The 14,551-nt window shown below is 71.1% G+C and carries 13 protein-coding genes; 9 read left to right on the top strand and 4 right to left on the bottom strand.

Going from position 1 to position 14,551, the window contains the following annotated elements:
- From C1I98_RS21790 to C1I98_RS21780, 3 genes are all read right to left on the bottom strand, one after another.
- Window positions 1-1,074: glycosyltransferase (locus C1I98_RS21790; protein WP_199537107.1), on the bottom strand; the 1,074-nt coding region annotated here is incomplete at its 3' end.
- 12 nt (window positions 1,075-1,086) lie between these two features.
- Window positions 1,087-2,349 carry a nucleotide sugar dehydrogenase gene (locus C1I98_RS21785; protein ID WP_111169285.1) on the bottom strand — a complete coding sequence of 421 codons (1,263 nt, stop codon included), beginning with the start codon at window positions 2,347-2,349 and terminating at the stop codon, window positions 1,087-1,089.
- Window positions 2,350-2,466: 117 nt separating this feature from the next.
- Window positions 2,467-4,140: a glycosyltransferase family 4 protein gene (locus C1I98_RS21780; RefSeq protein ID WP_111169284.1), complete on the bottom strand. Its 1,674-nt coding sequence runs from the start codon at window positions 4,138-4,140 to the stop codon at window positions 2,467-2,469.
- 56 nt (window positions 4,141-4,196) lie between these two features.
- Here C1I98_RS21780 and wecB point away from each other — a divergent pair, with 56 nt between their 5' ends.
- The 3 genes from wecB to C1I98_RS21765 are packed head-to-tail and all read left to right on the top strand — an operon-like array spanning window position 4,197 to window position 7,980.
- Window positions 4,197-5,342 carry a non-hydrolyzing UDP-N-acetylglucosamine 2-epimerase gene (wecB, locus tag C1I98_RS21775; protein ID WP_111169283.1) on the top strand — a complete coding sequence of 382 codons (1,146 nt, stop codon included), beginning with the start codon at window positions 4,197-4,199 and terminating at the stop codon, window positions 5,340-5,342.
- A gap of 32 nt (window positions 5,343-5,374) precedes the next feature.
- A complete protein-coding gene (locus C1I98_RS21770; protein WP_233508057.1) occupies window positions 5,375-7,456 on the top strand; it encodes a glycosyltransferase family protein in 2,082 nt (693 codons plus the stop codon).
- A 20-nt stretch (window positions 7,457-7,476) separates the two neighbouring features.
- Complete coding sequence (locus C1I98_RS21765) at window positions 7,477-7,980, top strand: pyridoxamine 5'-phosphate oxidase family protein (RefSeq protein ID WP_111169282.1); 504 nt, start codon at window positions 7,477-7,479, stop codon at window positions 7,978-7,980.
- Here the strand turns inward: C1I98_RS21765 and C1I98_RS21760 are convergent.
- On the bottom strand, window positions 7,977-8,765 hold the full coding sequence (locus C1I98_RS21760; RefSeq protein ID WP_233508056.1) for an isocitrate lyase/PEP mutase family protein: 789 nt from the start codon (window positions 8,763-8,765) through the stop codon (window positions 7,977-7,979). The genes C1I98_RS21765 and C1I98_RS21760 overlap by 4 nt on opposite strands.
- A 55-nt stretch (window positions 8,766-8,820) precedes the next feature.
- Between C1I98_RS21760 and C1I98_RS21755 the strand changes: the two genes are divergently transcribed.
- The 6 genes from C1I98_RS21755 to C1I98_RS21730 all read left to right on the top strand — a co-directional run bounded on the left by C1I98_RS21755 (window position 8,821) and on the right by C1I98_RS21730 (window position 14,529).
- Window positions 8,821-9,165, top strand: coding sequence for an aldo/keto reductase (locus C1I98_RS21755; RefSeq protein WP_233508055.1), 345 nt, complete (start codon window positions 8,821-8,823; stop codon window positions 9,163-9,165).
- A 33-nt stretch (window positions 9,166-9,198) separates the two neighbouring features.
- Window positions 9,199-9,645: a hypothetical protein gene (locus tag C1I98_RS21750; protein ID WP_146607561.1), complete on the top strand. Its 447-nt coding sequence runs from the start codon at window positions 9,199-9,201 to the stop codon at window positions 9,643-9,645.
- A 144-nt stretch (window positions 9,646-9,789) separates the two neighbouring features.
- Window positions 9,790-10,311 (top strand): phospholipase, encoded by a 522-nt coding sequence (locus C1I98_RS21745; protein ID WP_111169279.1) that lies wholly within the window; start codon window positions 9,790-9,792, stop codon window positions 10,309-10,311.
- 345 nt (window positions 10,312-10,656) lie between these two features.
- The gene (locus C1I98_RS21740) at window positions 10,657-11,124 is read left to right on the top strand and encodes a hypothetical protein (protein ID WP_111169278.1); all 468 of its coding nucleotides are present in this window, start codon (window positions 10,657-10,659) and stop codon (window positions 11,122-11,124) included.
- 466 nt (window positions 11,125-11,590) lie between these two features.
- On the top strand, window positions 11,591-14,128 hold the full coding sequence (locus C1I98_RS21735; RefSeq protein ID WP_158558137.1) for a sensor histidine kinase: 2,538 nt from the start codon (window positions 11,591-11,593) through the stop codon (window positions 14,126-14,128).
- A complete protein-coding gene (locus C1I98_RS21730) occupies window positions 14,125-14,529 on the top strand; it encodes a roadblock/LC7 domain-containing protein (RefSeq protein WP_111169276.1) in 405 nt (134 codons plus the stop codon). The genes C1I98_RS21735 and C1I98_RS21730 overlap by 4 nt, the downstream gene beginning before the upstream one ends.
- Window positions 14,530-14,551 lie beyond the last annotated feature (22 nt).

Genomic DNA, 14,551 nt, shown 5'->3' with positions numbered 1-14,551 from the left:
CGCCCACGCTTCGAGCTGGGCCACGAACCTGCGCGCGGAGTTGGGCCAGTGGTGGTTGGCCCGGGCGGCGGAGTAGCCTCGCGCGCCCTGCGCCCGGCGTTCACGCTCGTCGTCCTTGAGCGTCAGCACGGCCTTGGCGACCGCCTGGGCGTCCTCCCAGGGCACCACCATGCCGCTGTGGTAGCGCTCGACCAGCTCCACCGCGCGGGGAGAGGGAGTGGTGATCACCGGGATGCCGTGCGCCATGTACTCCACGATCTTGGTGGGCATGGAGTGCCGGTAGTTGGGCTCGTCGTGCAGCAGCGACAGCCCTGCCAGGGCGCCGTCCAGGCGCTTCAGGGCCTCGTCGTTGGGCATGAAGTCGCGCCACTCCAGCAGGCCCTCGGCGACCGCCTGGTTCAGCACGGGCCGGGACTGGGGGTCGGCGTAGCCGATCAGCTCGACGGTGACCCGGTACGGCTGGAGCAGCCGGCCGACCTCGACCGCCTCGCGCACCCCGCGCGCCTCCGACAGCCAGCCCAGGTAGACCACCCGGTCATCGCCCGGCGGGGTGACGGTGTCGGGCACCCAGGTTTCGTTCGGCACGACCAGGTGCGCCTGGCGGAACCGGCCCGCGTACGCGGTCTCGGCGAGGAGCAGGTGCATGTGGCGCTCGGCAGTACCCTCAAGGACGCGCGCTAAGGCGCGCACCGGGGGGCGCAGCGGGCGCGGCAGCCACGGCTTGAGCGAGAGCGTGGCGGGGGTGTCCTCGTGGACGTCCCACACCACGGGCGGGCGGCGGCGCACGCCCGCCACCGCGAACAACAGCTCGGGGTCGTGGATCAGCGCCAGATCGACCTTGTCGCGCAGCCGCTTGAACAGGTCGCGCGCGGCGCGCACCGCGGCGAAGCGTTTGCGCTCGGCCGCCCTGGGCAGGTCGACTCCGGTCACCCACGAGCGCGGCACCACGCCGCGCGCGGTGTACGGCGCGGCGTACGTGACCTCATGACCGGCGTCCACCAGCGCACGGATCTGCCTGTGCAGAATCCGCGCGTCCTCAGGGTGATGAACCACCGTCATGACGAGCACGTGCACGCGCGGAACCCCCTAGAGCCGCTCGACGCGTTCGCCCTCGGCGAGAACGCCTCGGGTGTCGAGCACAAGACCGGCCCGCTCCTCAATGGTCGCGAGGTCGAAGACGGAGTGCTGCTGGAGCAGCACCGTGATGTCGGCCGCGGCGACGGCCTCGGCGAGGTCGTCCGCTCGCGGCACCTGATTGCCGTCCACCCGCCAGTCCTTGACGTACGGGTCGACGAAGGCCAGCTCGGCCCCCAGCTCAAGGAGCGCCCGGGCGAGCGGTACCGCCGGGGTCTCGCGTTCGTCGGCGATGTCGGGCTTGTAGGTGACGCCGAGCAGCACCACCCGCGCGCCGTTGACCGCCTTGCGGTGCCGGTTCAGCAGGCGCTGGACGCGGGCCACCACGTAGGCGGGCATCCGCTCGTTGATCTCCTGAGCCAGCTCCACGAACCGGAACGGATAGCCCAGCTTGCGCACCGTGTACGAGAGGTAGCTCGGATCGACCGGGATGCAGTGCCCGCCGACGCCGGGCCCCGGCAGGAACTTCTGGAAGCCGAACGGCTTGGTGGCGGCGGCCTCGATCGACTCCCACAGGTCCACGCCCAGCTCGTCGCAGAAGATCGCCATCTCGTTGACCAGGGCGATGTTGACGTGCCTGTAGGTGTTCTCCAGGAGCTTGGCCATCTCGGCCTCGCGCGTGCCGCTGACCCGCACCACCTGCTCCACGAACCGAGCGTAGAACGCGGCGGCGCGATCGAGGCAGTCCGGCGTGTATCCGCCGACCACCTTGGGCGTGTTGCGCAGGCCGAACTTGGGGTTGCCCGGGTCGATCCGCTCGGGTGAGAAGGCCAGGTGGAAGTCGCGCCCGGCGACGAGGCCGCAGCTCTCCAGCAGCGGGCGGGCCACCTCGTCGGTGGTGCCGGGCCAGGTGGTGGACTCCAGGACGACCAGGGTGCCCGCGGTCAGGTGCCGCGACACCGCCTTGGTCGCGCCCTCCACGGCGGACAGGTCGGGCCGGTGGTCGTCGTCGAGCGGGGTGGGCACGCAGATGACGATCGTGTCGGCGCGGGCCAGCACCGCCTCGTCGAAGGTGGCGGTGAAGCCGTTCTTCAGCATCTGGTCGAGATCGGCGTCGGTCAGGTCGTCGATGTACGACTGGCCGGCGTTGAGCGCGTCGACCTTACCTGCGTCGACGTCGAGCCCCACGACGCGCAGCCCTGCCCCCGTGGCCTCCTTGGCCAGCGGCATACCGACGTACCCAAGACCGATGACGGCGAGGTCAAACTCGTTCACGGTGGACCCTGGGGAGCCGGAAAGAACACTTCATGGTCGCAAAGGCTATCTCAAGTCTGCACCAGCCACGCGTAATGCGAATGAACCCGTCACATCCACTACCAAACGTGCGAGTCATCAGGTGTCAAGGGATCGGTAGAGATCACGGTAGGTCTCGGCCACGCGACTCCAGGTGCGCTTGGCCGCGACCTCGGCCCTGCCCGCCTCGCCCATCGCGGCCCGCCGCGCCGGGTCCTCGCGCAGGCCCGCGATGGCCTTGGCCAGGGCCTCTGGGTCCTCGGGGGGGACCAGCAGCCCGGCCCCGCCCGAGCCGACCAGCTCCGACAGCGCGGGCAGGTCGCTGAGCACGACCGGTTTGCCGAGCGCCATCGCCTCGACCGGTTTGAGCGGCGTCACCAGGCGGCAGACCCGCAGGTCGTCGCGGGGGCAGATGAAGATGTCGATGGCGGCCTGGGCCTGGAGCGCCTCCTCGGGCCCGACCCGGCCGGGCAGGATGGCGTCGGACAGCCCCAGCTCATCGAGCCGTTCCAGCAGCGCGGGCCGTTCGGCCCCGTCGCCGACCAGCAGCACCCGGACGGGCGTGCCCGCGTCGCGCAGCAGCGCGGCGGCGTTGAGAAGTGTGGCGAACCCCTCATAGGCCACGATGCTCGACACCGAGCCGACGACGACCTCGCCGGGCTCGATGCCGTAGGCGGCGCGGAAGGCCGCGCCGTCGTACTCGGCGGTCAGCAGCGAGTCGTCCACCGCGTTGGGGGCCAGGTGGATGCGCTCGCGCGGCACACCGCGCTCGATGATCTCCACGGCCATCGTCTCGGCGAGCGTGACCACCGCGTCGGCCGAGCGCATCAGGTGCGCCTCGCGATCGCGCTGGAGCTTGTGCCGCTCGCTGCCGGAACGCAGTTCGGGGTTGCGCGAGACCCAGGTCTCCTCCAGGAAGCCCCGGACCTCGTAGACCACTGGCGTGCCGGTGCGCTCGCGCACGGCCAGCGCCACCGAGCCGTTGCGGTGGTCGGTCGCGGCGTGCAGCACCTGCGGGCGCAGCCGCCTGACCAGCTCGGTGACCTCACCGGCGCCGCGGACCATGCGGCCCCTGGTCTCGAACGGCACCTCGTCGTGCCCGCTCGGCAGCAGCCGGTGGTAGGGGATCTGGTCGATCTCCTCGTACGGCTCGACGTCGGTGTGCCCCTGGAGCATCGGCCAGCCCCAGCTCGTCACGACGTGCGGGTCGAGGCCGGCGGCCTTCTGCGCGGTGACGATGCGGTGGGTACGGACCGTGTAACCCGCCTGGGTGTACGGCAGGGCGTTGGTCACGCAGTGCAGCACCCGTCCCGGTACCGGCTCGCCCATGATGACCTTGGGCTTGGGCGGGATCGGTTCGGGCTGGATCGCGGCCAGCTCGCCCGCGTAGTACTCGTACCTGCGGCGGATGAACGGATACTTGACGTGCGGCTCCAGCACCGCCGCGGCGTCGGTCATCCGGCCGGCGTCGAAGTGGACGCGCGCCTCGTCCCATGGGCCGCGCAGTACGCGCATGCCGAGCTTGCGCGCGACCCAGCGCAGCCGCCTGGCGGCAGGCCAGGCGACGCTGCCCACGACGGGGCGCAGCTTGGGCGGCAGGGTGCCGGCAGCAGCGTGGGCGACCCTGAGGGGATCGGACTTGACGCGGCTGGCGACGACGCGGGAAACGATGACCGGGTGGCGCACGAAGCCCTTCAGGATGCCCTTCAGACCCGCTCGTGCGGTCTTCGGGGAAACCTTGCTGGACTGTGGCGGACTGGCGTCAGAAACCACGCGGCGACCGTACCATAGGCAACGTTTGTCATACCCCGATTAGAAGGGCGAGGTCAATGAGGGAACGTGTCCCCTTGGTGCTTCACGTGCTCGGGGCCAGGCCGAACTTCGTGAAGGCCGCCCCGGTCGTGCGTGGCCTCGCCGAGCTGGACGTTCCCCAGGGGATCATCCACACCGGGCAGCACTACGACGCCCTGATGTCGGACGTCTTCTTCGCCGACCTCGGCCTGCCCGAGCCGCTGGCCAACCTCGGCGTGGGCTCGGACTCGCACGCCAGGCAGACCGCCGCCCTGCTGACCGGGCTGGAGGAGGTCGTCCTCGAACACGACCCCGGCCTGGTCGTCGTCTACGGGGACGTCAACTCCACGCTGGCCGCGATCCTGGTGTGCGCCAAGCTGGGCGTGCCCACCGCGCACGTGGAGGCCGGGCTGCGCTCCTTCGACCGGGGCATGCCCGAAGAGGTCAACCGGGTGGTCACCGACTCCCTGGCCGACCTGCTGTTCGCCACCTCGCCCGAGGCCCTGTCGCACCTGGCGCGCGAGGGCGTGGACCCGGCCAAGGTCCATCTGGTCGGCAACCCGATGATCGACAGCCTGAAGGCGGCGCTGCCGCGGCTGGACGCCAAGGCGGTGCGCCACCGCCTGGGGCTGCCCGAGCACTACGCAGTAGGCACCCTGCACCGTCCCGCCAACGTCGACGCCGCCGACTCCGCGCGCGAGCTGGTCGCGGCCGTGGCCGAGGTGAGCAGGCGGGTCCCGGTGGTGGTGCCGCTGCACCCGAGGGGCCGCGAGCGGCTGGCCGCCGCCGGTCTGGTGACCGGGGAACGGCTCTCGGTGATCGACCCGCTCGGGTACATCGACTTCCTCTCGCTGGTGCGGGGGGCGGCGCTGGTGGTGACCGACTCCGGGGGCGTCCAGGAGGAGACCACCATGCTGGGCGTGCCGTGCCTCACGCTGCGGGCCAACACCGAGCGGCCGATCACCATCACGCACGGGACCAACCGGCTGGTGACGCCCGCGCAGTTGCCCGCCGCCGCGGAGAAGGCGCTGGCCGACGGCGCGGCGACGCCGAGCGGCGACCTGCCGCCGCTGTGGGACGGGGCCTCCGGGCCGCGGATCGCGCGGGTCCTGGCCGCGTGGCTGCGCGGGGACAACCTGTCGCCCGCCGCGTACACCCTGAGCGTTCCGTACCAGAACGGCTGAAAGCCCATAATCCCGGCGGTTATCGCCGTAGCATGACAGATCCCTCGATCGTGAAGGCCGTCACCATGCCACAAGAGCCCCAGGATCCTACTCCTGACCCGGCTTTCAGCCGTCTCGGGCCGGTCAACTGGCTGCCCGAGGAGCGCAAGGTCATCGAGCGCCACGAGGCCGAGATCAGGGAACTGCGGCGGCGGCTGGAGATCGCCGAGGCCAAGGCCACGTACGCGAACTGGAAGCTGGACGCCCTGTCGGCCAAACGGTCGTTCAAGATGGGCGAGGCGCTGAGCGGGCGCAGCCCGGGCGGCGTGGTCCGCGCGATGCGCTCCAAGGACAAGGCCCCGTCCGCGCCCACACCGGTCACCGAGGTGATCGACACCGTGGAACGGCGCGGGCCGCAGGTGGACGTGCCGATGGTGAAGTGGCCGGCCGGGCCGGTGGCGCGGCCGGACCTGAAGGTCGCGGTGATCCTGGACGACTTCTCCCGGATGGCGTTCCGGTACGAATGGGACCAGATCGAGTTCGGGCTCCGCGACTGGCCGGAGATCTTCGCCGAGCGGCGGCCGGAGATCCTGTTCTGCGAGTCGGCCTGGCACGGCAACCAGGGCCGCTGGCGCTACCAGATGACCGGTACCAACGCCCCCAAACAAGAACTCCGCGACCTGATCGAGTGGTGCCGGGGCGAAGGGATCCCCACGGTCTTCTGGAACAAGGAGGACCCGCCGAACTTCGACTTCTTCATCGACACGGCCAAGCTGTTCGACCACGTGTTCACCTGCGACGGCGACATGGTCCCGAAATATCGGGAAGTGCTGGGCCATGACCGGGTGGACGTCCTCCAGTTCGCCGCGCAGCCGCGCGTCCACAACCCGATCCAGTCCCGCGAAGGCCGCCTGCACGACGTCGTCTTCGCCGGCATGTACTTCCGCGACAAGCACCCGGAGCGCCGCGAGCAGATGGAGACCGTGCTCGCCCCGGTACGCGAGCTGGGCCTGCACATCTTCGCCCGCAACGGCGAGGTGGACGAGAAGTACGCCTGGCCGCCGGAGTACCGGCCGCACATCGTCGGCGAACTCCCCTACGACCGGATGCTCGCCGCCTACAAGCTCTACAAGGTCTTCCTCAACGTCAACTCGGTGCTCGACTCCCCCACCATGTGCGCCCGGCGGGTCTTCGAGCTGTCGGCCTGCTCCACGCCGGTGGTGTCGGGGTGGTCGCGGGCCATCGAGGAGACGTTCGGCGACCTGGTGCCGATCGCCCGCGAGCCGGTCGAGTCCTACAACCAGGTGCTGCACCTGATCAACAGCCCGGAGCTGCGCGCCCGGCAGGGCCACCTGGCCATGCGCGAGGTCTTCGACAAGCACCTGTTCGCGCACCGGGTGGACCAGATCCTGGGCGCGCTCGGGCGTACGCCGAGTCAGCGGGAACGCTCGATCTCCGTCGTCCTGCCCACCAACCGCGCCGCCCAGCTCGAACACGCGATCTCCTCGGTGGCCAAGCAGATCCACCGCCCGCTCCAGCTCGTGATGGTCCTGCACGGCCTTTCCATCGACCCCGTCGTGGTGGCCGACAAGGCCCGCGTGGCGGGCATCACCGACGTCGTGGTCCTGCCCGCCGACCCCTCGCTGTCCCTGGGCGCGTGCCTCAACCTCGGCATCGCCGCCGCCGACGGCGACTACATCGCCAAGATGGACGACGACAACCTGTACGGCGAGCACTACCTGTCCGACCTCGTCCGCGCCTTCGACTACACCGACGCCGAACTCGTCGGCAAGGGCGCCCACTACACCTACTTCGAGGGGCTCAACACCACGATGCTCCGCCTGCCGGGCCTGGAGCACCGCTACGCCCACCTGGTCCAGGGCGGCACCTTCCTGGGCCGCGCCGAGATGTTCCGGGCCTACCCCTTCGAGGACGTCACCCGCGGCGAGGACACCCGCATGGTCCGCGCGCTCAAGGCCGACGGCGTCAAGATCTACTCCGCCGACCGCTTCAACTTCGTCTACTGGCGCAGCGCCGACGCCGACATGCACACCTGGCAGGCCGACCACATCAAGCTCACCCGCAACGCGCAGTTCTCCTTCGTCGGGCACCCGGAGGCCCACGTCCTCATCTGAGCCGGGGGACAATGGGGTCCATGCGTGAGACCCCGGACGAACTCGCCGAACTGCAGCGACTACTGGACGACTCCCTTTCGGGATCGACGGCGCACCTGCGGTCGATCGTCGGGGCCGGGGACCGGGCGCTGACCGCCGAGCGGCTGACCGGCCTGCTCACCGGCATGCGGACGCTGGCCATCTCCACGGTGACCGCCAAGGGCGAGCCCCGGATCAGCGCGGGCGACGGCCACTTCCTGCACGGCCGGTGGGTGTTCGGCACCAGTACGACGGCGGCCAAGGCCCGGCACCTCGCCGCCCGCCCGGCGGTCAGCGTCGCCCTCATCGAGGGCGAACGGCTCGGCGTCTTCACCCACGGCACCGCGCACCCGCTCAACCCGGCGGACGGCCCGGCACACCCGGCGTGGCCGGACATCCTGCCCTACCTCGACGAGTTCTACGGCGACTTCATGCGACGCGACGACCTGGCCTTCTACCGGGTCGAACCGCACTGGATGGTGGCCTGGGCGGCCCCGGCGGCCTAGGGGCGTTCGCCGGTGAGCAGGCGCTGCACCTCGGCGTAGGAAGGGATCGGGCCTTCGGGCGCGGTGCCGGTGTCGCGGATGCCGGTCGCCGTGCTCACCGCGGCGTGCAGCGCGGTCCGGTAGAGCAGCGAGCCCAGGCTGACCCGGCGGACGCCGAGGCCGGCCAGCCGGTTCACGTCGGTACGGCCCGGCAGGAACAGCACGTTGAGCGGCAGCGGGACGTCCCTGACCAGGGCGGCGATGTCCGCCTCGCGCGCCACCCCGGGGACGAACACGCCGTCGGCCCCCGCGCGCGCGTACGCCTCGACCCGCCGCAGCGTCGCCGCCAGGTCCGGCCCGGCGGCACCGGCCAGCCAGAATGTGTCGGTGCGGGCGTTGATGAAGATCCCTGGGGCGGCCGACCTGACGGCCGCGATCACGGCGGTCTGCCGGTCCACCGGCCGCAGGGAACCGTCGGCGCGGCCGTCCTCGATGTTGACCCCGGCGATGCCGTACCCGGCCAGCTCCGCGACCAAGGCGGCGACCTCGCCGGGGTCGTCGGAGAAGCCGCCCTCGGCGTCCACGGTCACCGGTACCGGCAGCCGGGCCAGCAGCCGGGCCAGGGCCAGGGTCTCCGCCCGGGTGTCCCCGGCCGAATCCGGCCTGCCCGCCGCCGCGGCCACGCCCAGGCTGGTCGTACCGACCGCCGCGAACCCGGCCGCCGCCAGTGCCGCCCCCGTCGTGTAGTCCCACGCGTTGGGCAGCAGCAACGGCCGGTCGCCGTGGTGCAGATCGCGAAAGCTCATCTCGGTCCCCATTCCCCGAAACCTAGCCCCGATTCGATTCGTCCCCCGTCGAAGCGTGCTTTTCGACCCGGCCCGCCCGGAGAACGCCGTGAAGTACCAGGCCGTCCAGGAGCTGATCGCCCTGGCCGGCGAACTCGGCCGCACGCTGCCCGAACTGGCCGTGGCCTTCCCTGCGGCGCACCCGGCGGTCACCTCGGTGATCACCGGCCCGCGCACGATGGACCAGCTCACCGTACTGCTCAAGGGGGCCGCGCTGACGCTCGACGACGCTGCCCTCGACCGGATCGACGAGATCGTGCCGCCCGGCACCGACCTGTACCACCCGAACGTCTGGCGTCCCCAGGCGCTGTCCGACCCGGCCCTGCGCCGCCGTCCCCTGTCCGGCCGGGCCGCGGCCTGACACGTCGCGGGGGGAAAGTGCTTCACTGGAGGCATGCGGAGCCGAACGGGCCTCGTCATGGCCGCCGCCGGATGCGTGCCGGCCGTGGCGGTGACGGTGTGGTGGCTGGTGGGCGACCTGAGCGCCGACGTCCCGCCGGGCACCCGGCTCGACCACTCGGTCCGGCCGCCCGACCTCGCGCCCTGGGCCGAGACCGCCATCGGCGCGGGGGCCCTCGTGGTGGCGGCGGGCACGCTCGCGGTGCTGGTACGGGCCTCCGCGCGGCGCAGGTTCGACCGGCGGTGGTGGGCGACGCTCGTACCTCTGCTCGCCGCGGCGGCCCTGACCGGATTCGGCTGGCGGGTGGTGACCGCGGGGTCGGTCGGCGCGAACGTCGGGGCCGGGCTCGTGGTGCTCGTGGGCGGACCGGTCGTGGCCCTGCTGGTGCTGTGGAGCGCCGGCTGGTCGATCCGGCTGCTCCTGGCCCGCCGCGTCGTGTAAACGGCGATCCTGCGCGAACACCCGGCGGGAAATTGGGCATGATCTGACTCCGCCTGCCCGGCCGTACGGCCTCATCGTGGTGTCGTCAGGCGAACCTTGCCACGACATGATTCCGTGCTCCCCCCGTACGAGAAGCAGGTTGTCATGGTCAGACGATGCCTCGCCGCGTCCTCGTCCCTCGCCCTCTCCCTGATCGCCCTCCTGGCCTTCGCCCTACCCGCCCAGGCGGCCGTCACCCTGGAACAGAAGCTCGCCGCCCTGTCGCAGTTCTCCCAGCCCACCGCGGGCAGCGCCGCAGCCTGGCGCGCCGCCTGGCAGAACCAGGCGGCCTGGGCCGACTACCAGTTCGACTGGTCCACCGACCTGTGCTCCAGCAGCCCCGACCAGCCGCTCGGCTTCGACTTCCGGACGCCGTGCCGCCGGCACGACTTCGGCTACCGCAACTACAAGCTCGTGAACCGCTTCCCGGCCAACAAGCCCCGGGTGGACGATGCCTTCTACTTCGACATGAAGCAGGTGTGCGCCGGCTACTCGGGCATCCCCAAGGCCACCTGCGACGGCCTGGCCTGGACCTACTACCAGGCGGTCCGCGAGTTCGGCGACCTGGTGGTCACCGAGCAACAGATCAGGCGCATCCAGCAGGAGGTCCAGCGCCGCGCCGCCTGAGAATCCGGTGGACGTCCAGGGAATAGTCACCCCGCCCTGATCGTTGACCCCATCGTGGCCGGTGTGCCCAATGTCCCCGGGCCTCACCATTCATGCCTTCGCGGACTACCGTCCGGCTGGAGCCGCGTTGAGCCTTTCGCCGAGAGGCGACATGCACATCGGCCCACACACCGAGAACCGCCCGCCCCCTCAACCGGGGGCGGGCGTTTCTCTTTGCGCCTCCGACTTCTGAGCTTGGATCCGTGGGCTCCTGGGTCAATGGACGGGTAAAGGGAGGGTCAAGGTACGGTGGGAAGATCCCCCGGCCGTATCTGACCCGATCGTCCAGGAAGAGCAAGGAGTCACATGTTCCGGAGGTCACTGGCGGTTCTGGCCGCGGCCGGTATCGCGTTGGCGGCGCAGGTGGCGTTGCCCCAGGCGGCCCAGGCGGGCGCGTACGGGTGCGCCGGTTCGCTGGTCGGGACGTGGAAGGTCCCGCTGAAGGACGCCCTGAACGGCCGCACCTACTACCGCAGCGACATCAACGCGGCCAACGGCTGGAACTGCGCGGTCCTCGCCAAGCGCCCCGGCCTCCCGAGGTACGGCGAGCGCACCCCGCTGTGGATCGAGATGTACAACTCCCGGTGGGCCGAGGACAACTGGAAGCACAACTACGACCAGGACCAGGGCAAATGCAGGTACTACGCGGGGCCGGTCAAGGTCTACGGGAAGAACCTGTGCCTGTCCATCCGTGTACGCCATGCCGACCACGGCCCAGGCGGTAAGACCTCCTACAACGGTGGCCGCACCCTGACCGGAGTGGCCTGCCGCTGACCCCGCGGGGGCGTAGGGGACACTGGTTCGAGGGACGGGCGCGGCGGCCGGGTGCTATGAAGAATCTTCGCGAAACCTCAGGGTCCGATGACGATCTTGACGGACTCTCGCCAGGGGCTTTTCCAGGCTCGTCAAGTTTTGTGTAATCGCAGGTCGACCGCTCCGGCCGGGCACCCGCATCGGCCGCCGCCACGCCACCCCCACCCCTGCCACAATCCGCGATATGCCCAGGTCAGAGCGGGAGGCGCAGAGACGGGTCACCGGCGAGCCCGCATCCGCGAAAGCAGAACGACATGCGCGTCTCCAATGCGCCGAATCCTTAATTGGTGCTAGTCTCCTGAGCGATCTTCCCGGAGGTGGATTTACCGGTATATGTGACGCGACGGCAAGCCTCCAGACACTCATGAGGTTGGGACGAGTGCGCATGGCTTCGAGAAACCGGTCAATTCGGTTTAAAATCTCCCTGTTGCTACTGCTTCCGCTTCTCTCGCTGAGCGCTTTGTGGGGTTTCGTCCTAAATGTCACGGTCGGCGACGGCATGGCATTGCTCCGCGCCGACACGCTGTACCAGACCATCGGCGTCACCGCCACCGATCTGGGCGCCCAACTCCAGGCCGAGCGGGCCCGGTCCACCGTGGCGATCAGTTCCCGCGTGGTCACCAGCGAACTCGGCGCCCAGCGGGCCACCACCGACCAGGCCGTACGCAAACTGCGCGGCGCCGAGGCGGCGGGATCCGAACGCGGCGACATCGGCCCCGAGCTCCGCGCCCCCCTCACCGCCCTGCTCACCCAGCTCGACCTGCTGCCCGCCGTCCGGGCCGGGATCGACAGCGGGCGCAGCGACCGGCTGACCGCGCTCACCGACTACAACACCGTCCTGGACCGCGTCTACCGGCTCTATGACCAGCTCGTCGCCGTCCCCGACATGTCGATCTACCAGCAGGCCGGGGCGATGCAGGCGATGGGCAACGCCCGCGAGATCATCGCCAGGCAGAACGCCCTGATCAGCGGCGCGCTCATCGACCAGCGGATCACGCCCGCCGAGCACGGCGCCTTCACCGAGTACGTCTCCACCCGCCGCTTCCTGCACGCCCGCGGAATCTCCTCGCTCGACGCCGAGCTGCGCCGGCCGTACCAGAAGCTGCTGGCCTCGACGGCGTTCGCGCAGTTCACGGCCCTGGAGGACCAGCTCGTCCAGGCGTTGGCGAAAGGCACGCTGCCGCCCGGGGCCGAGCGCTGGCGGACCACCGTGGACGAGATCTCCGCCTCCCTGGACGAGCTGAGCGCGTCGTCCTCGGCCGTGCTCGCCGAGCGATCCGGGTCCGTCGCCACGAACATCCTGGTCAGGATCGGGATCGCCGGTGGTCTGGGCCTGCTCGCGGTGATCGTGTCCATCCTGATCTCGGTCCGGTTCGGCCGCCGCCTGGCCCACGACCTGGCGGGGCTGCGCCGGGCGGCCACGGAGCTGGCCGGAGTACGGCTGCCGCGGATCGTGGAGCGGCTGCGCCGGGGCGAGCGCGTGGACGTCGGGACCGAGGCCCCGCCGATCGTCGTCAGCGGGTCGGCCGAGGTCAAGGACGTCGCCGAGGCGTTCGGCTCGGTGCAGCGGACCGCCGTCGAGGCCGCCGTCGGCCAGGCCAACCTGCGGCGCGGCGTCGGCCAGGTCTTCCTCAACCTGGCCCGGCGCAAGCAGAGCCTGCTGCACCGCCAGCTCGCCCTGCTGGACGCCATGCAGCGCAGGACCGACGACCCCGACACCCTGGACGACCTCTTCAAGCTGGACCACCTGACCACCCGCATGCGCAGGCACGCCGAAGGGCTGATCATCCTGTCCGGGGCCACCCCCGGCCGGGCGTGGCGCAACCCGGTGCCGGTGGTCGACGTCCTGCGCGCGGCCGTGGCCGAGGTCGAGGACTACACGCGGGTGAGCGTGCAGCCGGTACCGGACACGGCTCTGGACGGCACGGCCGTCGCCGACGTCACCCACCTGATCGCCGAACTGGTGGAGAACGCCACGGTCTACTCCCCCGCCGAGACGACCGTCATGGTGCGGGGAGACCTGGTCGCCAACGGGTTCGCGGTCGAGGTGGAGGACCGGGGGCTGGGGCTGCTGCCCGAGGAGTACGAGGCGATCAACGAACGGCTGGCGGGGCCGCCGGAGTTCGATCTGGCCGACAGCGACCGGCTGGGGTTGTTCGTGGTCGGGCAGCTCGCCGCCCGGCACGGCATCCGCGTGGTGCTGCGGGCCTCGCCGTACGGCGGGACGGTCGCGATCGTGCTGCTGCCCCGGGCACTGATGGCCGACGCGCGTGCGGCGCAGCCCGCCGTCGTGCCGGTGCAGCGCCGTACGCTGCCCGGCTCGCGCCGGCGGGCCGCGCGGGCGGCGGCGCGGGAGCCGGCCCAGCGGTCCGCCCCGCCCCCGGGGGACGAGCGGCCGGCGCTGGAGCAGCCCCCTGGGGCCGCGGGCGGCGAGAGCGCGGACGCGCGCGGGCCGTTCACGCCGCCCGAGGAGCAGGACGGACCGAAGCCGCCGCTGCCGACCCGCCGTGTGCGCCGTACGTCCCCGTCGTCGCTTTCCGTGGTCCCCGGCGCCGAAGCGGCTGCGGCTCCGGCTCCGGCTCCGGAGGAGGTCGGGGAGCCTGGAGAGGCCGTACCGGCCGCCGCCCGCAGTACCCCCTCCGGCGCGATCCCCGGCGCCGCGCCCGAGCCGGAGCCCGCGCCCTCCGCGACCGGCGAGGCGACGCCCGGCGAGACCACCGACGCCGGACTACCCCGGCGGGTTCCGCAGGCCGGCCTGGCACCACAACTTCGCCAGGATGTGGCGAACGAGGACCCCGCGAAGGGGGAGACTGATCCGGAGGACCCGGACGCGCCCCCCGACGCCGGCGACCGCTCGCCCGAGGAAGTACGCGCGATCTTTTCCTCCTTCCAGCGTGGCGCGCGGCGCGGCCGGGAGGATGCTCACTACGTTCATCAGACGACTGTCGACAAGAGGGACGAATGACCCCGCACCCTAGCAATACCGGCGAGTTGAACTGGCTGCTGGACGACCTCACCAACCGGGTGGGCGCGATCAGCCAGACGGTGCTGTTGTCCACCGACGGGCTTCCCGTCGGCTTCTCCGCCGGGCTCAGCCGGGAGGACGCCGAACACCTGGCCGCGGTCGCCTCCGGGTTCCAGAGCCTGGCCCGGGGTACGGGGCGGCACTTCGGCGGCGGGGAAGTCCGGCAGACCATCGTGGAGATGGAAACCGCGTTCCTGTTCGTCAGCGCGGCGGGGCAGGGCACCTGCCTGGCCGTACTCGCCACTGCCGACGCCGACGTGGGCCACGTCGCCTACGAGATGGCCATGCTGGTCAAGCGGGTCGGCCAGCACATCGCGACACCACCACGGGGCGGCTCGTGAACTCCCACGACCCCAACACCCC

It is taken from the genome of Spongiactinospora gelatinilytica, from assembly GCF_003236385.1.
GTDB lineage: Bacteria > Actinomycetota > Actinomycetes > Streptosporangiales > Streptosporangiaceae > Spongiactinospora > Spongiactinospora gelatinilytica.
Note: the sequence above shows the minus strand (reverse complement) of the source record. Positions and strands in the feature narration are given on the sequence as shown.